The organism is Micrococcus sp. EYE_212, from assembly GCF_023147585.1.
In the GTDB taxonomy this organism is placed as follows: domain Bacteria; phylum Actinomycetota; class Actinomycetes; order Actinomycetales; family Micrococcaceae; genus Micrococcus.
Genome location: NZ_JAHXOZ010000011.1, coordinates 48189 through 72725 on the forward strand (window position 1 = coordinate 48189; position 24537 = coordinate 72725).

Genomic DNA, 24537 nt, shown 5'->3' on the forward strand with positions numbered 1-24537 from the left:
TCGGCACGTGAACCCCGACATCACCCAGACCGCCGAGCTCTTCAAGGTCCTCGCCTCCCCGGTGCGCATCACCGCGTTGCTGCGGATGGCGGAGCAGCCGACGAGCGTCTCCGGCCTGGCCGACCACGCGGGGGTCACGCACACCCTGATGTCCCAGCATCTGCGGGTGCTGCGGATGAGCGGTCTCGTCCGATCCGACCTCCATGGCAAGACCCGGATGTACTCGCTCACCGATGACCACGTGTCGCACATCCTGCGGGACGCCGTCCAGCATGCAGCCGAGGAGGCCCACCATGACGAGCACTGACCACACCACCCACGTCATCCACCCCGAGCACGACCACGCGCACGGCCCGGACTGCGGCCACGAGGCCGTCGAGCACGGCGACCACGTGGACTACAAGCACGACGGCCACCTGCACCACGTGCACGGCGACCACGTCGAGGAGTGCGACACCTGCGCGTGCGGCTCCTGCGGCCAGGGTTGCGCCTGCGCGACGTGTGAGTGCACGGACTGCTCCTGCGGCACCTGTGAGCACGCCGCAGCCTGAGCGAGTCCACGACGACACGACGGCCCCCACCGGATGGTGGGGGCCGTCGTGCTGTGCGACGCCGCGCCGGGCGTGCTGCGTCGGCGGGTTCGCGCGGGAGCGTCGGGTGCAGCGCCGCGCTCAGCCCGCGGGCAGGCGCGTCGCCCCCAGGGCGCGGCGGCCAGCCCGCATCGCCACGGCGTGGCTCGCGCGCATCGCGGCCCTCGCCCCCGGGATCAGGACGACAGCGCGCATCCACGTGGGAGCCAGCACGACCTCCTGGGTCCAGTGCACGGTGCAACGCCCGTCGGAGGCGGGGGCGGGGGCGGTGCCGTCGTCCGCGGGCCGGGACGGGGCGTGGGCACCGGGTTCCTCCGGACGGACCTCCGCCCGGACGGTGCCCACGAGGTCCCCCTCGACGCGGGCGACGAGGACGCCGCGCTCGCGGTCGTCCACCACGCGCTCCATGGTCAGGCCCACGGGGACGAAGCCGCGCAGGCGGATGGCCGCCCGCTCGCCGATCGCGCCGGGCGGGACGCCGTCGTCGATCCGGCGGGCCCGCGGGATCGCGGGCCACCACGAGGAGTAGCCCACCGGCTCGCCGAGGAGGTCCATGACCGCGTCGGCGGGCAGGGGGACCGCCCAGCGGTGCTCGAAGCGGAACGGGCGGTCGGCGCGCCGGATGCTCAGGCCTGTCCCTCGTAGTCGAAGAACCCCTTGCCGGACTTCCGGCCGAGCTCGCCGCGGGCCACCATGTCCCGCATGAGCTGCGGCGGGGCGAATCGCTCGCCGAGCTGGGACTCGAGGTACTCGGCGATTCCGAGGCGCACGTCCAGGCCCACGATGTCCGTCAGCGCGAGCGGGCCGACGGGGAACTTGTAGCCGAGCACCATGGCGGCGTCGATGTCCTCGGGGGAGGCCACGCCCTCCTCGACCATGCGGATGGCCTCGAGCGCGATGGTCACGCCGAGGCGCGACGACGCGAAGCCGGGCGCGTCCTTCACCACGACCGGGGTCTTGCCCAGGCCGCGCACCCACTCGGTGGAGAGGGTCGTGAGCTCCTCGCCGGTCTGTTCGCCGATGACGACCTCCACGAGCTTCGAGGCCGGAACCGGGTTGAAGTAGTGCAGGCCGCAGAAGCGCTCGGGGCGCTGCAGGTGGCGGGCGATCTCGTCCACGGACAGCGAGGAGGTGTTCGTGGCGAGCCACGCGTCCTCGGCCAGGTGCTTCTCGACGTCGGTGAGGGCGTCGATCTTGACCTGCATGTCCTCGAAGACGGCCTCCACCACGAGCCCGCAGCGGGCGAAGTCGGCGCGGTCCAGGGAGATCGTGAGGCGCTCGGCCCACACGTCCAGGTTGCCGTCCAGCTGGCCGCGCTCGAGGGACTTCGCAAGGTCCGCCTCGATCCGCTCCTTGGCTGCCTCGGCCGACTGCGCGTCGCGCTCCACCACGATCACCTCGGCGGCACCGGAGGTGAGGAAGGCGTGGGCGATGCCGCCGCCCATGCGGCCGCCGCCGAGGACGCCGACGACGTCGGGCACGGACGCGCGGGAGGTGTCAGGGGTGTTCTGGGTCTCGGTCATGGAAGTCCTCACTTCTTCTTGCGGTCCAGGAACGCCTGCATGCGCTCGAACTTGGCCTCGGACTCGAACAGGATGGCCTGCGCGATCTCGTCCACGTGGGGGTGGGCCTCGCGGGGCAGGTGGAACACGCGCTTGGACAGGCGCACCGCCAGGGGGTCCTGCTGCGCGATGCGGTCCGCCAGGGCGTGGGCGGCGTCCTCCAGACGGTCCGGCTCGTGCAGCTCGGTGACGAGCGTGAGGTCCAGGGCCTCCTGGGCGTCCAGGATGCGGCCGGCCAGCAGCAGCTCGAGGGCCACGGGCTCGCCCACCAGCTCCTTGAGCCGCCACTGGGCGCCCGCCGCGGCGGTGATGCCGAGGCCGGTCTCCGGCTGGCCCATCTTCAGGGAGGGCGTGGCGATGCGGAAGTCCGCCGCGTACGCGAGCTCGGCGCCGCCGCCCAGGGCGAAGCCGTCGATCGCGGCGATGACGGGCATCGGCAGGCGGTGGATGCGGTCGAACACCTGCGAGTTCACGCCGCGCAGGGCGTCGTCGCGGCGCCGCGCGCGCAGCTGGCCGATGTCCGCGCCGGACGCGAAGATGCCCGAGAACGTGCCGGGGGCCTTCTTCGACTCCACCTGCGTGCCCGAGATGATGAGGATCTTGGGGTTCTGCTCGAGGTGTGCGCACACCGCGTGGAACTCGTCCACCATGGTCGCGTCGATCGCGTTGCGCACCGCGGGGCGGTCCATGCGCGCGTGGAGCCGGTCCTCGCGCTCCTCGATCCGCAGGGCGGTGAAGTCCGCCGCGGCCAGGCGCGGGCCCACGACGTCGGGATCCGCCTCGGCCTGAGGGGTCTCGCGGGTCTCGGCCATGCTCACACCTTCTCCACGAGCATCGCGGAGCCCTGGCCCACGCCCACGCACATCGTGGCCAGGCCCCTGTCCGCGCCCTCGCGCTCCATCCGACCGAGCAGCGTGACCACGAGGCGCGAACCCGAGGAGCCCAGCGGATGGCCCAGGGCGATCGCGCCGCCGTCGGCGTTGACGGTCTCCGGGTCCAGGCCGAGGCGACGCATCGAGGCCAGGGACTGGGTGGCGAAGGCCTCGTTGAGCTCGACGGCGCCCAGATCCGCCACGGACCAGCCGGAGCGCTCGAGGGCCTTCTCGGTGGCCGGGACGGGGCCCAGGCCCATGATCTCGGGGGCCAGGCCCGCCGAGGTGGACTCGACGACACGGGCGCGGGGGGTCAGGCCGTACTTCTGCGCGGCCCGCTCGGAGACGACGAGGATCGCCGAGGCGCCGTCGTTGAGGGAGGAGGAGTTGCCGGCGGTGACCACGCCGTCCTTCTTGATGATCGGGCGCAGGCCGGCGAGCACCTCGGGGGTGGAGCCGGGGCGGGGGCCCTCGTCCGTGTCGACGACCGTCTCGGCGCCCTTGCGGCCCTTCACGACGACGGGCACGATCTCGTCCGCGAAGCGGCCGGCCTCGATGGCGGCCAGCGCACGCTCGTGCGAGCGGGCGGCGAAGGCGTCGGCGTCCTCGCGGGTGATGCCGTCCACCTCGCCGACCTCCTCGGCGGTCTCCGGCATGGAGAAGGTGAACTTGTCCCCGAACTCGCCTGAGGCGAAGCGCGGGTTCACGAAACGCCAGCCGATGGAGGTGTCGAAGGCCGCGCCGGGCTTGGCGAACGCCGTCGTCGGCTTCTCCATCACCCAGGGGGCTCGGGACATGGACTCCACGCCGCCGGCCACGACGACGTCGGCCATGCCGGAGCGCACCATGGCGGTGGCGATGCCGATGGCGGACATGCCCGAGGCGCAGAGGCGGTTCACGGTGATGCCCGGGACGGTGTCCGGGAAGCCGGCCAGCAGCCACGCCATGCGGGCCACATTGCGGTTCTCCTCGCCGGCGCCGTTGGCGTTGCCGAGGATGACCTCGTCCACCGCCGACGGGTCGATGCCGGCGTCCTCGATCACGGCCTTGATGGTGAGGGCCGCGAGGTCGTCGGGGCGGACGGAGGAGAGGGCGCCGCCGTAGCGGCCGACCGGGGTGCGGCGACCTCCGACGAGCAGGGCCTGGGAAGGGGTGGACATGCGGGGTCTCCTTGCGTTGCGGGCGGGCGCCGGGGAGTGGGGCGCCAGGGGCGCACCGAATTACCGACCGTGCGTTCAGGTATCAGTATCCCGGCCCGGTGTGACGGGGGTCAACCAGGGCGCGGGGTGTGACGGGGCGAGGACGTGATGGACGCCGTCGCCGGCGCCAAGCGCATCATCCTGGAGCTCAGTGGCGATCCGGACGAGCCCGCGCCGAGGCCCGCAGACGCGCCGTTTCGTCCCCGACGTGGCGGCGTGTCTGCGGGCCTCCGCGACGGCCCGGCCCGCACACCGCACGACGACGGCGCCTCCTCCCGTGGAGGAGGAGGCGCCGTCGTCGTGCGTGGCGGGCGGAGCCCGTCAGCGGAGGGTGATCAGGCGGAGACCACCGGGGTGGAGCGGGTCGCGACGACCTCCTCGTCGTGCAGCTCGCGGTCCTGGATGCCCTTGGGCACCAGGAGGACGGCGATCAGGGAGATCGCGGAGATGCCCACGATGTACCAGGCGACGTACTCCCAGCCGTTCTTGACGAGGAGATCGGCGATCAGCGGGGCGAAGGCGCCGCCGATGATGGTGCCGAGGGCGTATCCGATGGAGACGCCGGAGAAGCGGACGCGAGCCGGGAACATCTCGGCGTACATGGCGGACTGCGGGCCGTACGAGGGGCCGAGGCCCATCGTCAGCACGAACAGGGCCAGGGCGAAGAGCGGCAGGGAGGCCGTGTTCAGCAGGCTGAACAGGGGGAACGCCCAGGCGATCAGGATCGCGTAGCCGACGACGAACGTGGTCTTGCGGCCGATCTTGTCGGAGATCCAGCCGCCGAACAGGGTGAAGATGAACCAGCCGAGGCCGCCCACGAGGCTCGCGGTCAGCACCTCTGCGGAGGTCATGCCCAGGCCCTTGGGGCCGCCGTACTTGGAGAACCAGGCGATCAGCAGGTAGCCCACGCCGTTGTTGGCCGCGAAGATCACGGCGGCGAGGATGACCTCCTTGGTGTGGCCGCGGAACAGCTCGCCCAGGGGGGCGGACTCCTTGGCCTTGAGCTGCTGCATCTCCTTGAAGACCGGGGACTCCTCCACGGCCTTGCGGATGAAGTAGCCGACCACGATCAGGATGATCGAGATCAGGAAGGGGATGCGCCAGCCCCAGGTGAGGAAGGCCTCCTCGGTCATGTTGGAGCGCACCAGGAAGAGCACGCCGGTCGCCAGAATCATGCCGAGCGGCACGCCGACCTGGGGGGCCGCGCCGAAGAGGCCGCGCTTGCCCTTGGGGGCGTGCTCGACGGCCAGGAGGGCCGCGCCGCCCCACTCGCCGCCGGCGGAGAAGCCCTGGAGGAGGCGGAGCAGCACGAGCAGGATGGGGGCCCACACGCCGATCTGGGCGTAGGTGGGCAGGACGCCGATGAGCGTGGTGGCCACGCCCATGCCGATCAGGGTGAAGGACAGGACGATCTTGCGACCGAACTTGTCGCCGAGGTGGCCCGCGATGATGGCGCCGAGGGGGCGCACGAGGAACGAGATGCCGAGGGTGACCCAGGCGGCGATCTGCGAGCCGGTCGAGCCCATCGGGGCGAAGAACAGGGCGGCGAAGACCAGTGCGGTGGCCTGGGCGAAGATGAAGAAGTCGTACCACTCGATGGTGGTGCCGACGAGGGTGCCGGCGAGGACCTTGCGCTCCTCGCGGGGGTCGCGGGCGGCCGGGGCGGCTGGGGAGGCGACGGTATGGCTCATGGGTGCTCCTGGGGTGAGGGGCTGCGGCCTGCGGTGCGAGACGGCGAGAGACGCATGTGACCGACCGCTCGGTCGGGAAGTGACACGGGTCACCGTATACGATGTGGTGTGACTCGCGCCACGCCCTCGAGGGATGTCGTGATTGTGACGTCCCCCACGGTCCGCTCGACGGCGCCGCCCGCCCCCTCTCGCGGAGGGGCGGACGGCGTCGTGGTCTGGGTGTCGCGGGGGCCTGTGGAGGACGGAGGGCTCAGCCGCGGCCGGTGAACTCCGGCTTGCGCTTCTCCTGGAAGGCCTTGAAGCCCTCCGCGTAGTCGGCGGTGCCGCACAGGTCGCCCTGCGCCACGTTCTCCGCGTCGAGGGACTCCCACAGGCCGACGCGCTCGTCACGGATCTGGCGGACCAGCTCCTTCGACGCGCGGAAGGCCAGCGTCGCGCCGGAGGCCACCTGGGCGGCCTTGGCACGGGTGAACTCCAGCAGCTCCTCGGCCGGGACCGCGCGGGAGAACAGGCCCGCCTGCACGGCCTCGGCCCCCGATATCAGCTCGGCGGTGTAGATGAGGTCGAGCGTGCGGTGCGCGCCCAGGCGCTCGGTGAACAGCCAGTGGCCACCCGAGTCCAGGGTGGCGCCGAGGTTGGCGAACGGCGAGCCGATCTTGGCGTTCTCGGCCACGTAGACCACGTCGGTGGCGATCGCGAGGCCGAGTCCCACGCCGAGGCACGCGCCCTGCACGGCCGCGAACGTCGGCACCGGGATCTCCGACATCGTCCGCAGCACGGGGGTGACCCTGTCCCGCAGGTACGCGGTGGCGTCGTCGTCGGCGGGCGTGACGTGGGAGATGTCCCGGCCCGCGCAGAACCCGCGCCCCTCGCCGCGCAGCAGCATGGCGCGGACCTCGCCGGTCTCGACGCCGGCCGCGGCCTCCGCATAGGCCTCGCCGAGCTCGGCCAGGGCGGCCTCGTCGAGGGCGTTCATCTTCTGGGGCGCGTCGAGGACGATCTCGGCGACGCCGTCGGCGATGCTCAGCTGGATCACGGGGGCTCCTTCGGGCGGCTCGGTCTGGCTCAGGCGGGGCGGGCGCGGATCAGGCGTCGAAGTCGACGGTGATGGCGTCCGAGGTGGGGCGGGTCTGGCACGTGAGGACGTAGCCGGCGTCGACCTCGTCCTTCTCGAGGGCGTAGTTCTCGCCCATCTCGTACGTGCCGTCGGTGACCTTGGCGCGGCAGGTGCCGCACACGCCGCCGGCGCACGCGAACGGGACGTCCGAGCGCACGCGCAGGGCGGCGTTCAGGATGGTCTCGTGCGCGGACGCGGGGGAGTCGACCTTGGCGGTCAGGCCGTCCAGGTTGAACTCGATGGTGACGTTCCTGCCCGAGGGGTCCGCCTCCACCACGCGGCCGGACTGGCCCTGCGGGCTCTCCGGCTTGCCGGTGGTGAACAGCTCGAAGCGGATGTCGTCCTCGTCCACGCCGCGCTTCGCGAGGGTGTCCCGCATGAGCTGCACGAGCTCGAACGGGCCGCAGAGGAACCACTCGTCGGTGCCGTCCACGTCGATCACCTGGTTGAGCAGGGTCTCGAGCTTCTCGGCGTCGATGCGGCCGGAGAGCAGCGGGGAGACGCGCTGCTCGCGGGAGAGCACGTGGTGCACGGAGAAGCGGGCGGGGTACTTGTCCTTGAGGTCGCCGAGCTCCTCGGCGAACATCACGTCCATGGCCGAGCGGTTCGCGTAGACCAGGTCGAAGCGCGAGGTCTCCGACGCGGCCAGCACGGCCTTCGCGATCGCCATGATCGGCGTGATGCCCGAGCCCGCGGCGAACGCCACGAGGTGGGCGTTGCCCTTCTTGGCCACCTGCTCCGCGGCCACCTTCTCGGCGTCGTTGAGCGAGGTGATGTGCGAGCGCGAGGTGAACGCGCCCTGCGGGTTCATCACGTCGATCTTCTCGCCCACCTGCAGCTGCTCGTTCGCCCAGGTGGAGAACCGGCCGCCGAAGTCCTTCTTCACGGCCACGCGGATCTCGCCGCGCGTCGGGACGGCGCAGATGGAGTACGAGCGGCGGACCTCCTGCCCCTCCAGCTCCTTGCGCAGGGCGACGTACTGGCCCGGCACGTAGTCGTAGTCGTCCGCGAGCTCCTCGGGCACCGCGAAGGTGACCTCCACGGAGTCCTCGGTGAGCCTGCGCAGCTCGGTCACCTCGAGGGTGTTGAAGGCGGCGCGGCGCTTGCCGGCGGCGGGGGCGGCGGTGGTCTCGGTCATCAGTGCACCTTGAAGTAGTCGAAGGGCTCGAGGCACTCGTTGCAGGTGTACAGCGCCTTGCACGAGGTGGAGCCGAAGCGGGTGATCTCGCGGGTGTTCAGGGAGTGGCAGCGGGGGCACTTGACGGTCAGCCCGATCCGCACGGGGCCGCCGTCGGCGCGCGCCGACGGCGGGGCGATCCCGTACTCGTTGAGCTTGGCCTTGCCCTCGTCCGTCATCCAGTCCGTGGTCCACGCCGGCTGGAGGACCAGCCGCACCTCCACATCCGCGAACCCGGCGCGGGTGAGCGCGCGGGTCACGTCCGTGGAGATGGTCTCCATCGCGGGGCAGCCGGAGTACGTGGGGGTGATGACGACGACGGCCTTCTCGCCGTCCGCGTGCGCGTCCCGGAGGATCCCCAGGTCCGCGATGGACAGCACGGGGATCTCCGGGTCGTGCACGGTGGAGGCCGCGTCCCAGACCCGCGCGTCGGCGGGGTCGGCGGGGCGCAGCTCGCTGGCGGTGGTCACCAGGTGGCCCCCGGGTGACGGCGGGCCAGGGACTGCATCTCGGCCAGGATGTAGCCGCGGTGCTCGCTCATCTCACCGGAGCGGTCGCCGCCGCGGGCGGTGCCCGTCGCGGGGACCTGCAGGCCGGCCGCCGTGATGGCGGACGTCAGGCGGGACATCGTCGGCTCCTCGAGGGAGGAGGGGAGCACCGCGACGCCCTCCTCCGCGAGCGAGCGGGTGAGGTCGTCGTCGTGGAAGAGCTCGGGCACGTAGGGCCACAGCTCGTCCAGGCCGCGCTGCATGCGGCGCGCCGACTCCTCGGCGCCGAGGCCCAGGCGGTTGAGCCACTCGGCGGCGTGGTCCTGGTGGTACAGGACCTCCTTGAGCGCCTTGTCCGCGATGGCGGCCAGGGTGGCGTCCGTGGACTCCTTCAGGCGCGAGTAGAGCTCGTACGCGTAGAAGGAGAAGTACAGCTGACGCGCGATGGTCTTGGCGAAGTCGCCGTTCTCGGCCTCCACGAGGCGGACGGAGCGGAACTCCTCCTCGTCGCGGAAGTAGGCCAGGTCGTCCTCGCTCTTCCCCCACGCCGTGCCGGCGTAGGAGAGGAGGAAGCGGGCATGGCCGACGAGGTCCAGGGCGATGTTGCCGAGGGCGATGTCCTCCTCGAGCTCCGGGGCGCGGGAGATCCACCAGGAGAGGCGCTGGCCGAGCATGAGCGAGTCGTCGCCCAGGTACACGGCGTAGCGGGCCACCTCGTCCGAGGCCTTCTGCTCACCGGAGGAGATCTCCTCCGCGGTGATGGCGACGCCGGCGGAGTGCTTCGTGGCGGAGTCGTTGGTCGCGAAGCTCACAGGTGGGGCACCCCCTCGGACTTCTGGTAGTAGGTGGCGTGGCGGTAGGACTTGCCCTGGGCGGACTCGAAGAAGCCGCCCTTGGAGTCCGGGTCCGAGGCCGCGATCGCGTCCGCGGGGACGACCCACACGGAGGTGCCCTCGTTGCGGCGCGTGTAGAGGTCACGGCCGTTGCGCAGCGCCATGGTGGCGTCCGGGGCGTGCAGCGAGCCCGCGTGCACGTGGGAGAGGCCGCGGTTCGCGCGGACGAAGACCTCCCAGAGGGGCCACTCGTTCGAGGCGGAGGTGTTCTCGGTCATGGATCAGGCTCCGATCAGCTGGGTGTCGGCCGCGGCGTGCTGCTCGGCCTGGCGGCGGGCGTAGGCGGCGGCGGCCTCGCGGACCCAGGCGCCGTCCTCGTGGGCCTGGATGCGGCGGGCCAGGCGCTGCGTGTTCATGGGGCCGTTGCCCTTGATCACGGCGTTGAACTCCTCCCAGTCCAGCTGGCCGTAGTCGTAGTGGCCGCGCTCCTCGTTCCACTTCAGGTCCGGGTCCGGCAGGGTCAGCCCGAGGGCCTCGGCCTGCGGGACGATCATGTCCACGAAGCGCTGGCGCAGGTCGTCGTTGGAGAAGCGCTTGACCTTCCACGCCATCGACTGCTGGGAGTTCGGGGAGTCGGCGTCCGGCGGGCCGAACATCTGCAGGGCAGGGCCGTAGGTGCGGTCCACCGCGTCCTGGGCCATCTGCTTCTGCTCCGGGGTGCCGTTCGAGAGCTCGAAGAGGATCTCCCAGCCCTGGCGCTGGTGGAACGACTCCTCCTTGCAGATGCGCACCATCGCGCGGCCGTACGGGCCGTAGGAGGCGCGGCACAGCGGCACCTGGTTGCAGATCGCGGCGCCGTCCACGAGCCAGCCGATCGCGCCCATGTCCGCCCACGTGCGGGCCGGGTAGTTGAAGATCGAGGAGTACTTGGCGCGGCCGGTGATCAGCTGCTGGTTGAGCACGTCGCGCGGGGTGCCGAGGGTCTCGGCGGCCGAGTACAGGTACAGGCCGTGGCCGGCCTCGTCCTGCACCTTGGCCATGAGGATGGCCTTGCGCTTGAGCGAGGGGGCGCGCGTGATCCAGTTGGCCTCCGGCTGCATGCCGATGATCTCGGAGTGCGCGTGCTGGGAGACCTGGCGGGTCAGGGACCTGCGGTACGCCTCGGGCATCCAGTCGCGGGGCTCGATGCGCGAGTCCTCCGCGATCAGGCGATCGAAGTTCTCCTGGCCGGCCGCATCCTCGGGGGACGGGACGGAGGCCAGGGGGGTGGTCGAGCTGGTCTGCGTCATGGGGTTCACCTCACGTGAGAGTGCGGGCTGATGGTCCGTGCCCGGGGTCCGCGCGCGGCGGATCGAATTACTGACCGTTCGTTCAGGATAGGGGAGGGTGTGAGGTGGGTCAACACCCCCGCCCGCCGGCTCCTCCTGCACAGGTCACGACGCACGGGCCCCCGTCCCCGGCCGGCCCCTCGCCCGGGGAACGTGGCCGGGCGCCCTCCCTACCGTGGGGCCATGCCCGTCGCCGAGCTGATCTCCGCGCCCCTCCTCCCTCCCTCCCCGGTCCCGCTGCTGCGCGCCGTGGGCCTGGACGACGTCGTCGCGTCCCTCGCCGGCCGCTTCAGCGGCGCGCAGGACGATCTCGAGGACGCGCTGGGGGCCGCTACGGTGCTGCGCGCGGCGTGGGATCCCCTCCGGGGGCTGCTCCGGGAGCTCCTGGCGGCGCAGGGGATCATCCGCGCGACCCTCGAGGTGGAGTGGCGGTCGAGCGCGGCGCGGGAGCACCTGGCCCGGGCCGAGGCGCTGCTGGCCGAGGCGGGGGCGCTCGTCTCCTCCGCCGAGGAGTGGCTGGCCCTGCTCGCCGCGGCCGAGCGGGAGGCTGAGGACGCCCGGCTCGCCGCCGAGCAGCGCATCCGCCGGGTGGAGGAGTCCGCCCGGGCCGCACTGCTGAGCGTGGCGGGGGTGTGAGCGGCGTGGGAGACGTGGTCCGCTTCAGCACCCAGGGTGGTCCGGGATCCGTCTACGCGGACCTGGACGGCATCGACGCGGCCGCCGAGCGGTTCCGCGAGGCCGCGGACGTCACCCGCGTCCTGGTGTTCCACGCCGAGCACGCGGCGTCCCTCGTGGACCGGGCCGCCTCCGGCCCGGGCGCGGCGGCCCGCCTGCGGGAGGCGCTGCGCGAGGGCGCCCGCCGTCTCCAGGGCCTGACGGACGCGCTCGCCCGCAACCGGGAGGACCTGCGGCAGGCTGCGGAGGCGTACCGCCGGGCCGAGCAGGGGGCGGCCGGCGTCATGGACGCGGAGGACCCGCGGGCGGCCGTGCTGGGAGCCGCGCTCGAGGCGCGGGCGGCGGACGGCCTGTCCGTCGAGGAGGCGGAGTTCCTCGTGCGTGCGGGCACGGAGGTCGTGGGGGAGGCGCTCCTGGCCCAGCTGCTCGGCCTCCCCGTGGGGACGACGGTGGACGAGGGCATCGCGGCCATCGGTGGATTCGGCGGGCCCGTGCGGGACTGGGTGGCGGGGCAGTGCGCCGTGGGGGAGCTGGGCGGTGAGCTCGAGTGGGCGGCGGACCGCCTGGGGGACATCGACCCCAGCCTGCGCCTCACGCCCGCGGCCGCGTGGCGGCTCATCGCCGAGGTCTACCCGCTCCTGGACCCCACGAACGCCGATCCCCTCGAGGTCGCCGGGGAGCCTGTGGACCACCTCGAGGCGCCCCGGCGTCTCACCGGCCACCTGTCCGAGGTCGCGCACCTCATCCCGCGGCACAGCGACGGCGAGGGCGCGGTGACCGTCACCCGGATCCGCGGCGCGGACGGCGCGGACGTGTGGCTCGTGGGCCTGCCGGGCACCCAGGAGGGGCTGCTGCCGCAGCATCGCTCGGACAACTGGGCGGACGGTGGGGGCAACCTCGACGCGCTGGGGAACGACTCCCGCCGGACGGCGGCCGGCATCGCGCAGGCCCTCGCGGCGGCGGGCGTGCCGACGGGCGCCGACCTCCTGCTGGCCGGGTACAGCCAGGGCGGCGTGCACGCGGTCAACCTGGCGGACGATCCCGGATTCTCCCAGGCCTACTCGGTGCGCGGCGTCATGACCGTGGGTGCGCCGAACGGGAACCAGTCCGCGCCGGCCGGTGTGCCGATCCTCGAGTTCGCCACGGACCGTGACCTCTACACCGCGGCCGACGGCGGCCCGAACCCCCTCGGCCTGCAGCGGGCCACCGTCACCTTCCACCCCGAGGGGCCGGACGAGGCACCCGCGCTGCTCGCCCCGGGGACCTCGTCCGAGGCGGGATGGGAGGACGGGCTCGAGCGGCTGGGGCCGGACCGGCTGGACCCCCACGACCTGCCCGGGCTCGCCTCGCGACTGGGGCAGGATGCGGAGGCCGTCGCGACTGACCTGGACCGTGCCCACGCGCTCGGGGACTACACCCGCATGATCGAGGACTTCGAGGCCGCCGACCCCGCCGCTCGCGCCGAGGTGGCCGGCGTGCACGCCGCGCTCGCCGGGCTGGCCACGGGCGCCGTGCTCTCCAGCCGGACGGTGCGCCTGCGGCGGGGCGTCGAGGGCGCCGACGCGCGGCGTCGGGTGGGGGTGATCAGCCAGGCGCCCGAGGAGATCGCCCGCACGCCGCGCAGCCGCTGAGCCGGTCGGGTCAGGCCCGGTCGGACAGCACGCCCGCGAAGAACTCGTTCACCATCGCGGGGGCGTCCAGCGGGAAGACGCCGGACACGTAGTGGTCCGGGCGGACGACCACGACGGCGCCGTCGCGGCTGATGCCGCGCGCCTCGAAGACGTCCTCGCCGTGCTTGGGCCGGCACGTGGCGAACACGTTGTTCAGGTCGCGCAGGCCGAGCGGGCCCGTGGTCGGCACGAACACGGCGGGCGCGTCGGTCCAGTCGAACTCGGACTGCTGCTGCTGGTACACGACCTTGACGTCGAACACGGTGTCCTCGGGCGCGCCGGCCGGGGTGAAGCGGTTGCGGAAGGACTGCGGGTCCTCCGCGATCGCCCGGGCCCAGGCGGCCGCCTGCGAGTCCGCTGAGCGGGGGGACGCGGAGTCCGCGAACACGTAGACGCGCCAGCGGCCGTCCGCGCGGTGCAGGTGGCCCAGGTGCTTCACGTTGGTGTCGCACGAGCGCTCCACGAGGGCGGACTTGAAGCGCTTGCCCACAGGGAAGCCGGATGCCAGGTCCTGGTGCGCGGTCCCCGAGGTCAGCATGGACGGCTGGTACTGGGTCATGAAGCCCGCGGGGAACTCAGCGGTCTTCGTGTAGAACTCCGCCACGTAGTTCGGATCACCCAGCTCGGAGACGGGCTTCGCCATGAGCGTGGACCACTCCTTGTCGAAGTCGATCAGGTTCTTGGCGATGTCCTTGCGCTCGTCCGCGTAGGTGGCGAGCAGCTCCTGGGGTGCGCGGCCGGAGAGGACGTGGCCGAGCTTCCAGCCCAGGTTCCAGCCGTCCTGCATGGACACGTTCATGCCCTGGCCGGCCTTCGCGGAGTGGGTGTGGCAGGCGTCGCCGAGCAGGAACACGGTGGGCTGGCCCACGCGCTCGCGGTTGTCGAAGCCCGAGGTCAGACGGTGGCCGACCTCGTACACCGAGTGCCAGGCGGTCTCCTTCACATCCAGGCGGTAGGGGTGGAGGATCGCCTGGGCGCGCTTGATGACCTCCTCGAGCGGGGTCTTGCGGATGGTGTGGCCGTCGCCCTCCGGCACCACGCCCAGGTCCACGTACATGCGGAACAGGTGCCCGCCCTCGCGGGGGATGTGGAGGATCGAGCCGGCCTGCGAGTGGATCGAGCACTTCGTGCGGATGTCCGGGAAGTCGGTGTCCGCGAGGACGTCCATGACGCCCCACGCGTGGTTGGCGGCGTCGCCGGAGAGGGAGTGGCCGATCGCCTTGCGCACGCGCGAGCCGGCGCCGTCCGCGCCCACCACGTACGTCGCGCGCACGGTGCGCAGCTCGCCGTCCTCCGGGTTCTCCAGGGCGTTGCCCTCGGCGTCCACCGTGCGGCGCAGGGTCACGGAGACGGGGTGCGCGCCGGTGCCGGAGTCGTCGAGGGACTCGAAGGCCCAGCCGTAGTCGGGGGCCATGCGGGCCGGGGCGTTCATCATGAACTCGGCGAACCAGTCCAGGATGCGCGCCTGGTTCACGATCAGGTGCGGGAACTCGGAGACGCCCTCCGGGTCGTCCTCGGCGAGCTGGGTGCGGACGATGTCCGCCGGGTCCTCGGGGTCCGGGTTCCAGAAGGCCATCGAGGTGAGGTCGAAGGCCTCGTCGATGATCTGGTTCGCGAATCCGAACGCCTGGAAGGTCTCCACGGAGCGGGCCTGGATGCCGTCGGCCTGGCCGATCTCGAGGCGGTGCGGGCGGCGCTCGATGATGCGGGCGTGGACGTCCGGGAACATCGCGAGCTGGGCCGCGGCGATCATGCCGGCGGGGCCCGTGCCGACGATCAGCACGTCCATCTCGTCCGGCAGCTCGGCGGGGCGGGTGAGGCCCGTGCCGGCGGCGGGCTGGACGCGGGGATCGGTGGAGACGTAGCCGTGGTGGTGGAACAGCATGGGAGACCTTTCGCTGCGGCCGAGGATGGCACCCGGCGCCTGTTCGCTCAGAGAACGCGTCGTTCCCAGAGGGAACACGCCTGTGGCAGACTGTACGCGGGCGTGACCGGCTTCACAACCCCGCGTGGGGGCGCCCACACGCCGTCCGGTGTGCCCCCGCGCGGTCCATCCACCCCGTTCCGCCCGGCCCCGTTGAGCGAAGGAGCGCACGATGCCCCCCGAGACGTCCCGCTCCCGCCCCGTGCGCGCCGAGGCGCCGTCGCAGACCCTCTCCCGTGCGCTCACGATGCTCGAGGCCGTGGCCGAGGCGCCCACGCCGCCCACCATCGCCGAGCTCGCCGAGGGCCTCGGCGTCCACCGCTCGGTGGCCTACCGCATGCTCCGCACCTTCGAGGAGCACGGCCTCCTGCGCCGGGACGACGCCGGCCGCGTCCTCGTCGCCCCGGGCCTCGCGGTGCTTGCGGGCCGGGTGGAGCCGGACCTGCGCGCCGCGGCCCTGCCCGAGCTCACCTCCGTCTCGGCCGACCTCCACATGACCGCCTTCCTCGTGGTCTGGGACGGCGCGGACTGCCTCACCCTCGCCACGGTGGAGCCCCCGCGCGGCAACCTCGTGACCCAGCGGCCGGGCACGCGCCACCCGCTGGGGGTCGGCGCGCCGGGCATCGCCCTCGCGGCCGCCATGCCGGAGGCGGAGTGGGCCGCGCAGCGCGCCCGCCGCGCCGAGGGCGGGCAGGGGGTGGGCCCGCACGACGACGGCGCCGAACGTCCGGAGGTCGCCGGCGCCCGCGCGCGCGGCTGGGCCTCAAGCCGCGACGAGGTGATCACCGGCGTGTCCTCGGTGGCCGTGCCGCTCGCGGTGCGGGGCCAGTTCCCGGCGGCGCTCGCCGTCGTCTTCGCGACCCGGGCGGAGGACCTCGAGGCGATCGGGGCCCGCCTGTCCGCCGCCGCTCAGCGGGTGGCGGCCGCCCTCGGCGACGGCTGAGTGCCTCGTCACCGCCGTATCCTGTGCCACATGACCGACTCCGCTCAGCCCAGCCCCGCCGTCGTCCGTGCCCACGCCAAGGTCGGCAAGCTGCCGCCGTACGCGGCCGGCAAGCCGCCCGTGGCCGTCCCCGGCCTCACTCCGTACAAGCTCTCCTCGAACGAGAACCCGTTCGCCCCGGTGCCGGGCGTCGTGGAGCGCGTGCACGAGATCGTGACCGGCGTCGAGGGCGCCCCGAGCCTGCTGTGCCGCTACCCGGACCCGCTCGCCACGGAGCTGCGTGAGAAGCTGGCCCCCCGCCTGGACGTCCCGGCCGAGGACATCGTCACCGGCGCCGGCTCGCTGGGCGCGCTGTCCCAGATCATCACCGCCTTCGCGGGCGAGGGGGAGGGCACCGAGCCGGACGAGGTGATCTTCGCGTGGCGCTCCTTCGAGGCCTACCCGATCGTGGCCCGCAGCGCCGGCGCGAAGGACGTCATGGTGCCGCTCACCGCGGACCACCGACACGACCTGCCGGCCATGCTGGACGCCATCACGGACCGCACGCGCGTGATCCTGCTGTGCACCCCGAACAACCCCACCGGCCCGGTGCTCACCACGGCCGAGGTGGAGGACTTCCTGGCGAAGGTGCCCTCCCACATCCTCGTGGTGATCGACGAGGCCTACGTGGAGTTCATCCGGGACGAGGACGCCGTCAAGGGCCTGGAGATGTACCGGAAGCACCGCAACGTGGTGGTGCTGCGCACCTTCTCCAAGGCCCACGGCCTGGCCAACCTCCGTGTCGGCTACTCCGTGTCCCACCCGGAGATCACCTCCGCGCTGCGCACGGTGGCCGTGCCCTTCGCCGTCTCCACGCTCGCCGAGCAGGCCGCCGTCGCCTCGCTCGAGCACCTGGACGAGGTCCTCGGCCACGTGCAGACCGTGGTGGACGAGCGCGAGCGCGTCGTCGCCGTGCTGCAGGAGGCCGGCTGGGACGTGCCCGAGACCCAGGCCAACTTCGTGTGGCTGCCGCTGGGTGATCAGACCGCCGCGTTCGCCGAGGCAGCCCAGGCCAAGGCGCTCTCCGTCCGCGCGTTCGCGGGCGAGGGCGTCCGCGTGACCATCGGCGAGGTCGAGGCGAACGACCGGTTCCTCGAGGTGGCGCGCGCGTTCCGGTCCTGAGTCGATCGGGGGAGGTGCGCGTCGCCGCCGAGGGGAGTAAGGCCCCCCGTTGCTCACGCCCGTCAGACGTCATTCCGGTGACGGCACCGAGCGTCCCGGACCGCCGGTCCGGGGCACGGCACCCCAGGCGAGGACCCCATGGCCCTCCTTCTCCCCGTGACCCGCGCGCTGCGCGAGCGCGACGTGACCGGCCGAGCCTGCCGGTCTACGTGCTGCTGATCGCGATGCGCGTGCCCGCACCGTGCTCACCTCCATGTGGGCCTCGGCGAAGGGCCGCCTGCGCAAGGTCACCTCGATCATCCTGGTCACGACGGCGCTGCTCTGGGTGCTCCTGAACGTCCCCGTCCGCTCGGACGAGGACATGGCCGCCGCCCCCGCCCCGCTCGAGGCGCTGCGCGGACGGGACGGTGCGCGCCGTCGAGGTCCTCTGACGCCCGCGCGATACCGTGGCGTGCAGACCCTGAAGGAGCCGGCGTGGGCCGGCGGAGCACGGAGGCAGCACATGGCGGAGCCCATCCACATCGGCGCGGCGGCGGACATCCCGGAGGGCGAGTCCCGCGTGATCCCGGCGCAGACGGCGGGCACGCGCGACGACGTCGCGGTGTTCCACGCCGAGGACGGCGCGTTCTACGCGATCGACGACACCTGCACCCACGAGGACGCATCCCTGGCCGAGGGGTGGCTCGAGGGGACGAAGGTCGAGTGCCCGCTGCACTCCGCCGAGTTCTGCCTCAGGTCCGGCGAGGCGCTGTGCCTGCCGGCCACGAGGCCGGTCGGCACGCATGCGGTGGAGGCGCGGGACGGCCAGCTCTACCTGACGCCGGGCGAATGAGCGCGGGCCTCGTGCCTGTGGCGGACGACGGCGGGGCTCCCGGCGGGGCTTCCGCCTCCGTGCTCGTGCTCGGCGGCGGGCTGGCCGGGTTCTCCCTGGTGCGCGAGCTGCGCCGTCGCGGTTTCGCGGGCGCGCTGACGATCGCGGACCCCGAGGGCCTGCCCTACGACCGACCGCCGCTGTCCAAGGACTACCTGACCGGGGAGACGGACGGGCCCCGGCTGCTCCTCGCCCCGCCGTCGTGGTTCGCCGAGCACGGGGTGGAGGTCGTGACCGCGCGGGCTGAGGCGCTCGAGCCCGGCGGCGCGGACGCGCGGCACCGCGTGCGGCTGAACACGGGGGAGTCCCGGGAGGCGGACGTCGTGGTCCTCGCGACGGGCGGTCGGGTGCGCCCGCTGGCGGTGCCCGGCGCCGACGATGCGCGGCTGATCACCCTGCGCACCCGCGCCGACGCGGACGCACTCGTGGCCCGGCTGCACTTCGGGGCGCGCGTGGCGGTGATCGGCGGAGGCTTCACGGGCGCCGAGGCCGCGTCGTCGGCCCGCGCCGCCTTCGCCGACGTCACGCTCGTGACGAGCACCGGGACGCCCTCACTGACCGCCGTCGGACCGGCGATCACCGCGCGCCTGCACCGCATGCACGCCGAGAACGGGGTCGAGCTGGAGGTCGGGCGCGTCGCGCGGATCGAGCACGCGGACGAGGCGGTGGACGATCCCGGCGGCGGACTCCCCACCGCCCACCGCGTCCATCTCGAGGACGGCCGCACCGTGGACGCCGACGTCGTCGTGCTGGCCACGGGCACCGTCCCGGAGACCGCACTCGCCGAGAAGGCCGGGATCGAGACCGCGGACGGCGTGCTGGTGGACGCCGCGGGCCGGACGTCCGTGCCGGGGATCCTCGCCGTCGGCGACGTCGCGCGGCTGCGGGACTCGGCCTGGCCGGCGTCGCGGCACTGGGAGCCGGCCATGCAGGCGGGCGTCGCGGCCGCGGCGGCCCTGATGGGCGAGGAGCCGGCCGCGCCCGGCGCGCCGTGGTTCTGGTCGGACCGGCACGGCGCGCACGTCGAGGCCGTGGGGGACATGGCGCTTCCCGACGGCGGCCGGCACGTCCACCGCGAGGTGCGGGGCCGGACGGTGGCGAGCTTCGCGCTCGCCGCGGACGGCACGATGCGCGGGGCCGCGTCCGTGGACGATCCGATGGCCGTGAAGGCGGCGCGGCGGATCATCGACCGCGCAATCCTGGTGGACCCGGAGGCCCTGGCGGATCCGGCGGTGCCCGTGAGGTCTCTCGCGCGCGGGTGACGGCGCTCAGGTCCCGCAGTAGGTGACGAACGGGGCGCCGCCCACCGCGGCCGGCTGCGCGTACCGTTCGAAGCCGGGGCGTGGGGCGAACGGGTCCGTGACCGCCTCGAGCAGCTCGCGCACGGGCGCGAGGTCCCCGTCCTCGGCCGCCGTGAGCGCGGCGTCCAGCAGGTGGTTGCGCGGGATGTAGACCGGGTTCACGCGGCGCATTGCCGCGGCGTCCGGGCTCAGGGCCCGCCAGTCGCGCAGCCACGCGGCCACCTCGTCGGGGGTGCGGGCGCCCGGGATGAGGCGATCGGCCTCCGCATCGGCCTCGGCCATGTCCGCCAGGCGGACCCAGAACGAGGTCCAGTCCGTGCTCGCCTCGGTCAGCTGCACGAAGAGCCGGTCGGTCAGCTCGGTGACGGTCTCGTCCGGCACGTCCGTGCTCAGCCCCAGCTTCTCCCGCAGGCCGGCGCGCCACGCGGCGAGGTGGCGGGGCTGGAACCCCGCGAGGGCCTCCTGGGCGAGCTCGACGGCCCGGTTCGGGTCGTCGTCGAGCAGGGGGAGCAGCGTCTCGCCGAGCCGGGCGAGGTTCCACGCCGCGATGGGGCCCTGGTTGCCGAAGGCGTAGCGGTGCTGCACGTCGATCGAGGAGAACGTGGCGCCGGGGTCGAACGCGTCGATGAAGGCGCACGGGCCGTAGTCGATCGTCTCGCCCGAGAGCGTCACGTTGTCCGTGTTCATCACGCCGTGCACGAACCCCACGAGCATCCAGCGCGCCACGAGCTCGGCCTGCGCGCCGACCGCCGCCTCGTAGAGCGCGAGCGCCGGGTTCTCGGCGTCGGCGGCGTGCGGGTGGTGGCGGGCGACGGCCTCGTCCACGAGCCGGCGCAGCAGGTCCTTCGAGGCCTCCGCGTCCGGGAGCGCCGCCGCATACTGGAACGTGCCCACCCGCAGGTGGGAGGCGGCGACGCGCGCGAGCACGGCGCCGGGCAGCAGGTCCTCGCGCAGCACCTGGGCGCCCGTGGCGACGACGGCGAGCGCGCGCGTGGTCGGCACGCCGAGGGCGTGCATCGCCTCGGCCACGACGTACTCGCGCAGCATGGGGCCGAGGACGGCCTGGCCGTCCGCGTTGCCGCGCGCGAAGGGGGTGCGGCCGGAACCCTTCAGATGGAGGTCGCGCAGGGCGCGGGCTGCGGCGGGGGAGTCGGCGCCCGGAAGGATCGGGGCGATCTCACCGAGCAGCAGGGCGCGGCCGTCGCCGAGCCGCGGCGAGTAGCCGCCGAACTGGTGCCCCGCGTACGCCTGCGCGACCGGGCGGGCGTCCGGGCCGGGCTGCTCGCCGGTGAGGAACCGGACGCCGTCGTCGGTGGCGAGCCACTCCGCGTCCATGCCCAGCAGCTCGGCGAGCTCGTTGTTGAGCAGGGCCAGCTGGGGCGCGGGCGTCTCCTGGGCCTCCCACGGCAGGGCGAGCTCGGGGAACGTGTCGGCGAAGCGGTGGGTGAGGCGCGGGGTCTTCGAACCGGGGGTGGGCATGGATCCAGGGTGGCACGGTGACCGGGGGTCCGGCCCGGTCAGAGCGCCTGTCAGTACGACGCGCGGGGCGTGCCCTCGCCCTCGCCTGGATCGCCGGCCTCCGGGGCGGGGCACCAGGTCTCGGCGAGGGCCTCGGCGGCACGGGCCAGCAGGGCGACGTCGGCCCCCACGTTGACGAAGTCCGCCCCGGCGGCCGCGTAGGCCTGCGCCTGGACCGTGACGAACGCGTTGACGCCGACGATCTTCCCGGCGGCCTTCACCTCGGTGATCACCGACTCCACAGCCGCCACCACGTCCGGGTGGGCCTGCTGACCGAGCAGCCCCATCGACGCGGACAGGTCGGAGGGGCCCACGAACACACCGTCCACGCCGTCGACCTCCGCGATGGCCCGGGCATTCTCGACGCCGGCCGCCGTCTCGATCTGCACGAACAGGCTGACGTGGTCCGCCGCCTGCGGCAGGTACCCCTCGATCCGGTTCCAGCGCCCCGACCGCGCCAGCGCCGACCCGACGCCGCGCACCCCCTGCGGCGGATACCGCACAGCGCGCACGGCCTCGGCAGCCTGCTCGGCGTCGTCCACCATCGGCACGAGCAGGGTCTGGGCGCCGAGGTCCAGGAACTGCTTCACCAGCACCACGTCGAGGGCGGGCACGCGCGTCATGACGGGCACCCTGTACCCGGCGATCGTGCGCAGCTGCGCGAGGACGGTCTCGAGCGAGAGCGGGGCGTGCTCGCCGTCGATCAGGAGGTAGTCCATGCCCGCGCCGGCACAGATCTCCGCGGCCGTGCAGTCCCCGGAGCTGAGGAACATGCCGGCGGCGGGGCGGCCGCCGCGAGCGGCGCGGGCCTCCGCGGTGAACAGGTCCCTCACGAGGGGCTGGGGGTGGTGGCGCACGGGCATGGCGGGGGTCCTCTCAGGCGAACCGGCAGGTGACGGTGCCGAGCGGCCCGTAGTCGGCGGTGACGGTGTCCCCGGCGCTGACGTGCATCGGGCGGGTGAAGGAGCCGGCGAGCACGATCTCCCCGGCGGCGAGCGCGTCGCCGTGCTCGGCCAGGCGGTTGGCCAGCCAGTGCACGCCGTTGCCCGGGTGGTTCAGCACGCCCGCGGCCACGCCGGTCTCCTCGATGGTCTGGTTGCGGGAGAGCGTCCCGGCCACCCAGCGCAGGTCCACGGCGTCGGGGGCCACGGGGCGGCCGCCGAGCACCATGGAGCCGAGCGCGGCGTTGTCCGCGATGGTGTCCACGATGGTCCGGCCCTGCAGCTCCACGTGGGCGTCGAGGACCTCGAGCGCGGGCACCACGTATTCGGTGGCGCGCAGCACGTCGAAGAGGGTCACGTTCGGGCCGCGCAGCTCCTCCTTGAGCACGAAGGCGAGCTCCATCTCGATGCGGGGGTTGGTGATGCGCGCGGTCTCGTACTCGTGGCCGGACTCGAACACCTGGTCGTCGAAGATCACGCCGTAGTCCGGCTCGGTGATCCCGGTGGCGGCCTGCATGGCCTTGGAGGTCAGGCCGATCTTGTGCCCGACGACGCGGTGCCCCGCCTCCACGCGGCGCTCCGCCCAGATGCGCTGCACAGCGTAGGAGTCCTCGATCTCCATGCCCGCGTGGCGGGCGGTCAGCAGGGGCACGGGGGTGCCGGTGCGGCCGGCCTCGAAGAGCTCGTCGGCGATCTTCACGTGCGTCTCATGGTCCAGCATGGTGCTCCTCGGGGTGCGACGGCGGGCTGCGCCAATCGTATACGTTGCGATCCGCCCGGGTGTGGGCCCGCTCACGACGGCGGTGCGGGCCTCAGCCCGGCCGGTGTCCGATCGCGAGCCCCTGCTTCCGCCGGTGCGCCGTCAGCCAGGCGAGGCCCTCGTCTCCAGCGGTGAAGCCGCGGCGGGAGCTCTTCGGCAGCCACAGCAGCTGGCCGGCGCGGATGGGAACGTCGCCGCCGTCGGTGTGGAGCACGCCCGAGCCGGCGACGACGTGCACCAGGATATCCAGCCCGGGGCCCTCGAACGGCTCGTTGCGCCCGCCTGCGGGCAGCCGCACGAGGTTCACGTCCAGGTCGCGCGGGTCGTCCTCGAGACGCCAGGCCGCGCCGGGCTCCGCCGCGGCCAGCCCGTCCATCAGCGCGGCGACGTCGGCCAGCACGCGGGGCGCCTCAGGGGTCGGCGCGTTCGTCTCGTCCATGCCGCCAGGCTAGTCCGGGTGTCGTCCGCCATGTCTGCGGTCCCCGCCCCCCGCCCCCAGGCCCCCCAGGTTCCCCGCGGCACAGGCCTCCCGCGACACAGGCCTCCCGCGGCACAGGCACTGGATGAGCTGGGCGCAGTACTGCCAGGTAACCCGGGGGGTTACCTGGCAGTACTGCGCCCAGCTGATGCGCCGGCGGTCCGGCACAGCGGTGGTGTCGCGCACCGGCGGTCCGGCACAGCGGATCAGAGCTGGTTGCCCAGCTTGTACTCGCCCTGCTTCCACTCGGGCATGGACTCCTCGCCCTCGGTCTCGCGGGTGTAGGAGAAGCCGTCGGCGCCGATGGTCACGGCCATCTCGGACTCGTCCGTGCGGGCGACGACGGGCTGCGGGTTGCCGTCGAGGTCGAGCACGAGGGAGGCGTCCGTGTACCACGACGGCACGACCGGGGTGCCCCACCAGTCGCGGCGCTGGTTGTCGTGCACGTCCCACGTGACGACCGGGTTGTCCGGGTCGCCGGTGTAGTAGTCCTGGGTGTAGACCTCGACGCGGTGGCCGTCCGGATCGCGCAGGTACAGGTAGAACGCATTCGAGACGCCGTGGCGGCCGGGGCCGCGCTCGATGTGGTCGGACATGCGCAGCGCGCCGAGCTTGTCGCAGATCGAGAGGATGTTGTGCTTCTCGTGCGTGGCGAAGCAGACGTGGTGCATGCGGGGCCCGTCGCCGCCGGTCATGGCGGTGTCGTGCACGGTGGGCTTGCGGCGCATCCACGCGGCGTACACGGTGCCCTGCTCGTCCTGGATGTCCTCGGTGACGCGGAAGCCGAGGTCCTGCATGAACTTCGCGGCGCGGGGCACGTCCGGGGTCACCTGGTTGAAGTGGTCCAGGCGCACCAGCGCGCCGGGGGTGTAGAGGTCGTAGCGCCAGGCCAGGCGCTCCACGTGCTCGGTCTCGTAGAAGAACTCGTAGGGGAAGCCCAGCGGGTCCTCGACGCGCACGGAGTCGCCGACGCCCTTCACGAAGCCGTCCTTGTTGCGCTCCACGCGGCAGCCGAGCTCCTCGTAGAAGGCCACGGCCTTGTCCAGGTCTTCGGGGTTGCGCACGCGGTAGGAGAACGCGGCGACGGCGGCGATCTCGCCCTTGCGCAGCACCAGGTTGTGGTGGATGAACTCCTCCATGGAGCGGAGGTAGATGACCTCGTCGTCCTCCTCGGTCACCACGAGGCCCAGCACGTCCACGTAGAAGCTGCGGGAGCGCTCCAGGTCCGTGACCACGAGCTCCATGGACGCGCAGCGCAGGATGTCCGGCGCCTCGGACGTCGGGGTGGGGAGGGGGTTCTCCGGGGTGATGGGGGCTTCCTTGGTCACGTAGAAGCCGGACGAGGTCTTCTGGCGGCTCTCGAGGTTGGTCATCGATGCTCCTTCGCTGAGGTGGGGTGTCGGCGGTGACGCCCCGCTGTGGCCTGGGACACGGTCAC

The 24537-nt window shown here is 73.0% G+C and carries 25 protein-coding genes; 8 read left to right on the plus strand and 17 right to left on the minus strand.

What is annotated here, in order from left to right; all coding sequences use genetic code 11:
- Positions 1-7 precede the first annotated feature (7 nt).
- Together KZX60_RS08355 and KZX60_RS08360 are read left to right on the plus strand one after the other, a co-directional pair.
- Positions 8-307 (plus strand): metalloregulator ArsR/SmtB family transcription factor, encoded by a 300-nt coding sequence (locus tag KZX60_RS08355; RefSeq protein ID WP_248117339.1) that lies wholly within the window; start codon positions 8-10, stop codon positions 305-307.
- Positions 294-551, plus strand: coding sequence for a hypothetical protein (locus tag KZX60_RS08360; protein ID WP_248117341.1), 258 nt, complete (start codon positions 294-296; stop codon positions 549-551). Before KZX60_RS08355 ends, KZX60_RS08360 begins: the two co-directional genes overlap by 14 nt.
- A 120-nt stretch (positions 552-671) precedes the next feature.
- On the opposite strand, the gene KZX60_RS08365 is transcribed toward KZX60_RS08360, so the two are convergent.
- From KZX60_RS08365 to paaA, 11 genes are all read right to left on the minus strand, one after another.
- Positions 672-1145 (minus strand): polyketide cyclase, encoded by a 474-nt coding sequence (locus tag KZX60_RS08365; RefSeq protein WP_248117343.1) that lies wholly within the window; start codon positions 1143-1145, stop codon positions 672-674.
- A gap of 71 nt (positions 1146-1216) precedes the next feature.
- Positions 1217-2113: a 3-hydroxyacyl-CoA dehydrogenase family protein gene (locus tag KZX60_RS08370; RefSeq protein WP_248117345.1), complete on the minus strand. Its 897-nt coding sequence runs from the start codon at positions 2111-2113 to the stop codon at positions 1217-1219.
- 8 nt (positions 2114-2121) lie between these two features.
- Positions 2122-2964, minus strand: coding sequence for an enoyl-CoA hydratase/isomerase family protein (locus tag KZX60_RS08375; protein WP_248117347.1), 843 nt, complete (start codon positions 2962-2964; stop codon positions 2122-2124).
- 2 nt (positions 2965-2966) lie between these two features.
- On the minus strand, positions 2967-4184 hold the full coding sequence (locus KZX60_RS08380; protein WP_248117349.1) for an acetyl-CoA C-acyltransferase: 1218 nt from the start codon (positions 4182-4184) through the stop codon (positions 2967-2969).
- Between the two features lie 374 nt (positions 4185-4558).
- Positions 4559-5914 carry an MFS transporter gene (locus tag KZX60_RS08385; RefSeq protein ID WP_248117351.1) on the minus strand — a complete coding sequence of 452 codons (1356 nt, stop codon included), beginning with the start codon at positions 5912-5914 and terminating at the stop codon, positions 4559-4561.
- Positions 5915-6164: 250 nt separating this feature from the next.
- Positions 6165-6950, minus strand: a complete 786-nt coding sequence (locus tag KZX60_RS08390) for an enoyl-CoA hydratase-related protein (RefSeq protein ID WP_248117353.1) — start codon at positions 6948-6950, stop codon at positions 6165-6167.
- A 49-nt stretch (positions 6951-6999) separates the two neighbouring features.
- The gene (paaE, locus tag KZX60_RS08395) at positions 7000-8169 is read right to left on the minus strand and encodes a 1,2-phenylacetyl-CoA epoxidase subunit PaaE (protein ID WP_248117355.1); all 1170 of its coding nucleotides are present in this window, start codon (positions 8167-8169) and stop codon (positions 7000-7002) included.
- Positions 8169-8678, minus strand: a complete 510-nt coding sequence (gene paaD, locus KZX60_RS08400; protein ID WP_348983745.1) for a 1,2-phenylacetyl-CoA epoxidase subunit PaaD — start codon at positions 8676-8678, stop codon at positions 8169-8171. Before paaD ends, paaE begins: the two co-directional genes overlap by 1 nt.
- Positions 8675-9508 carry a 1,2-phenylacetyl-CoA epoxidase subunit PaaC gene (gene paaC / locus KZX60_RS08405; RefSeq protein ID WP_248117357.1) on the minus strand — a complete coding sequence of 278 codons (834 nt, stop codon included), beginning with the start codon at positions 9506-9508 and terminating at the stop codon, positions 8675-8677. Before paaC ends, paaD begins: the two co-directional genes overlap by 4 nt.
- Positions 9505-9807: a 1,2-phenylacetyl-CoA epoxidase subunit PaaB gene (paaB, locus tag KZX60_RS08410; protein WP_248117358.1), complete on the minus strand. Its 303-nt coding sequence runs from the start codon at positions 9805-9807 to the stop codon at positions 9505-9507. Before paaB ends, paaC begins: the two co-directional genes overlap by 4 nt.
- 3 nt (positions 9808-9810) lie before the next feature.
- The gene (gene paaA / locus KZX60_RS08415; protein ID WP_248117360.1) at positions 9811-10818 is read right to left on the minus strand and encodes a 1,2-phenylacetyl-CoA epoxidase subunit PaaA; all 1008 of its coding nucleotides are present in this window, start codon (positions 10816-10818) and stop codon (positions 9811-9813) included.
- A gap of 222 nt (positions 10819-11040) precedes the next feature.
- Here paaA and KZX60_RS08420 point away from each other — a divergent pair, with 222 nt between their 5' ends.
- Positions 11041-11493, plus strand: coding sequence for a hypothetical protein (locus tag KZX60_RS08420; RefSeq protein WP_248117363.1), 453 nt, complete (start codon positions 11041-11043; stop codon positions 11491-11493).
- Complete coding sequence (locus KZX60_RS08425; RefSeq protein WP_248117365.1) at positions 11490-13163, plus strand: hypothetical protein; 1674 nt, start codon at positions 11490-11492, stop codon at positions 13161-13163. Before KZX60_RS08420 ends, KZX60_RS08425 begins: the two co-directional genes overlap by 4 nt.
- A 10-nt stretch (positions 13164-13173) precedes the next feature.
- Here the strand turns inward: KZX60_RS08425 and KZX60_RS08430 are convergent, their stop codons facing one another.
- Positions 13174-15087 carry an FAD-dependent monooxygenase gene (locus KZX60_RS08430; protein ID WP_248117367.1) on the minus strand — a complete coding sequence of 638 codons (1914 nt, stop codon included), beginning with the start codon at positions 15085-15087 and terminating at the stop codon, positions 13174-13176.
- Between the two features lie 211 nt (positions 15088-15298).
- Here KZX60_RS08430 and KZX60_RS08435 point away from each other — a divergent pair, with 211 nt between their 5' ends.
- The 4 genes from KZX60_RS08435 (at position 15299) to KZX60_RS08450 (ending at position 19363) form a co-directional block, all read left to right on the plus strand.
- Positions 15299-16069, plus strand: coding sequence for an IclR family transcriptional regulator (locus KZX60_RS08435; RefSeq protein WP_248117369.1), 771 nt, complete (start codon positions 15299-15301; stop codon positions 16067-16069).
- A 30-nt stretch (positions 16070-16099) separates the two neighbouring features.
- Positions 16100-17230: a histidinol-phosphate transaminase gene (locus KZX60_RS08440; RefSeq protein WP_248117371.1), complete on the plus strand. Its 1131-nt coding sequence runs from the start codon at positions 16100-16102 to the stop codon at positions 17228-17230.
- Positions 17231-17732: 502 nt separating this feature from the next.
- Positions 17733-18062 (plus strand): bifunctional 3-phenylpropionate/cinnamic acid dioxygenase ferredoxin subunit, encoded by a 330-nt coding sequence (locus KZX60_RS08445; protein WP_248117440.1) that lies wholly within the window; start codon positions 17733-17735, stop codon positions 18060-18062.
- The gene (locus KZX60_RS08450) at positions 18059-19363 is read left to right on the plus strand and encodes an FAD-dependent oxidoreductase (RefSeq protein WP_248117373.1); all 1305 of its coding nucleotides are present in this window, start codon (positions 18059-18061) and stop codon (positions 19361-19363) included. Before KZX60_RS08445 ends, KZX60_RS08450 begins: the two co-directional genes overlap by 4 nt.
- Positions 19364-19369: 6 nt before the next feature.
- Here the strand turns inward: KZX60_RS08450 and KZX60_RS08455 are convergent, their stop codons facing one another.
- The 5 genes from KZX60_RS08455 to hpaD form a co-directional block, all read right to left on the minus strand.
- Positions 19370-20881 (minus strand): protein adenylyltransferase SelO family protein, encoded by a 1512-nt coding sequence (locus tag KZX60_RS08455; protein WP_248117375.1) that lies wholly within the window; start codon positions 20879-20881, stop codon positions 19370-19372.
- Between the two features lie 50 nt (positions 20882-20931).
- Entirely contained in the window at positions 20932-21783 is an 852-nt protein-coding gene (locus tag KZX60_RS08460; protein WP_282442729.1) for an HpcH/HpaI aldolase/citrate lyase family protein, read from the minus strand.
- Between the two features lie 13 nt (positions 21784-21796).
- Positions 21797-22582 (minus strand): 2-oxo-hept-4-ene-1,7-dioate hydratase, encoded by a 786-nt coding sequence (gene hpaH / locus KZX60_RS08465; RefSeq protein WP_248117377.1) that lies wholly within the window; start codon positions 22580-22582, stop codon positions 21797-21799.
- Between the two features lie 91 nt (positions 22583-22673).
- Positions 22674-23060: a cupin domain-containing protein gene (locus KZX60_RS08470; RefSeq protein WP_248117379.1), complete on the minus strand. Its 387-nt coding sequence runs from the start codon at positions 23058-23060 to the stop codon at positions 22674-22676.
- Between the two features lie 245 nt (positions 23061-23305).
- Positions 23306-24472 (minus strand): 3,4-dihydroxyphenylacetate 2,3-dioxygenase, encoded by a 1167-nt coding sequence (hpaD, locus tag KZX60_RS08475; RefSeq protein ID WP_248117381.1) that lies wholly within the window; start codon positions 24470-24472, stop codon positions 23306-23308.
- Between the last annotated feature and the right edge of the window lie 65 nt (positions 24473-24537).

Coding starts and splice junctions, on each gene's coding strand:
- KZX60_RS08360 (WP_248117341.1), top strand. CDS start 294: ATGACGAGCACTGACCACACCACCCACGTCATCCACCCCGAGCACGAC.
- KZX60_RS08365 (WP_248117343.1), bottom strand. CDS start 1,145: ATGGACCTCCTCGGCGAGCCGGTGGGCTACTCCTCGTGGTGGCCCGCG.
- KZX60_RS08370 (WP_248117345.1), bottom strand. CDS start 2,113: ATGACCGAGACCCAGAACACCCCTGACACCTCCCGCGCGTCCGTGCCC.
- KZX60_RS08375 (WP_248117347.1), bottom strand. CDS start 2,964: ATGGCCGAGACCCGCGAGACCCCTCAGGCCGAGGCGGATCCCGACGTC.
- KZX60_RS08380 (WP_248117349.1), bottom strand. CDS start 4,184: ATGTCCACCCCTTCCCAGGCCCTGCTCGTCGGAGGTCGCCGCACCCCG.
- KZX60_RS08385 (WP_248117351.1), bottom strand. CDS start 5,914: ATGAGCCATACCGTCGCCTCCCCAGCCGCCCCGGCCGCCCGCGACCCC.
- paaE (WP_248117355.1), bottom strand. CDS start 8,169: ATGACCGAGACCACCGCCGCCCCCGCCGCCGGCAAGCGCCGCGCCGCC.
- paaB (WP_248117358.1), bottom strand. CDS start 9,807: ATGACCGAGAACACCTCCGCCTCGAACGAGTGGCCCCTCTGGGAGGTC.
- paaA (WP_248117360.1), bottom strand. CDS start 10,818: ATGACGCAGACCAGCTCGACCACCCCCCTGGCCTCCGTCCCGTCCCCC.
- KZX60_RS08420 (WP_248117363.1), top strand. CDS start 11,041: ATGCCCGTCGCCGAGCTGATCTCCGCGCCCCTCCTCCCTCCCTCCCCG.
- KZX60_RS08430 (WP_248117367.1), bottom strand. CDS start 15,087: ATGCTGTTCCACCACCACGGCTACGTCTCCACCGATCCCCGCGTCCAG.
- KZX60_RS08435 (WP_248117369.1), top strand. CDS start 15,299: ATGCCCCCCGAGACGTCCCGCTCCCGCCCCGTGCGCGCCGAGGCGCCG.
- KZX60_RS08440 (WP_248117371.1), top strand. CDS start 16,100: ATGACCGACTCCGCTCAGCCCAGCCCCGCCGTCGTCCGTGCCCACGCC.
- KZX60_RS08445 (WP_248117440.1), top strand. CDS start 17,733: ATGGCGGAGCCCATCCACATCGGCGCGGCGGCGGACATCCCGGAGGGC.
- KZX60_RS08450 (WP_248117373.1), top strand. CDS start 18,059: ATGAGCGCGGGCCTCGTGCCTGTGGCGGACGACGGCGGGGCTCCCGGC.
- KZX60_RS08455 (WP_248117375.1), bottom strand. CDS start 20,881: ATGCCCACCCCCGGTTCGAAGACCCCGCGCCTCACCCACCGCTTCGCC.
- KZX60_RS08460 (WP_282442729.1), bottom strand. CDS start 21,783: ATGCCCGTGCGCCACCACCCCCAGCCCCTCGTGAGGGACCTGTTCACC.
- hpaH (WP_248117377.1), bottom strand. CDS start 22,582: ATGCTGGACCATGAGACGCACGTGAAGATCGCCGACGAGCTCTTCGAG.
- KZX60_RS08470 (WP_248117379.1), bottom strand. CDS start 23,060: ATGGACGAGACGAACGCGCCGACCCCTGAGGCGCCCCGCGTGCTGGCC.
- hpaD (WP_248117381.1), bottom strand. CDS start 24,472: ATGACCAACCTCGAGAGCCGCCAGAAGACCTCGTCCGGCTTCTACGTG.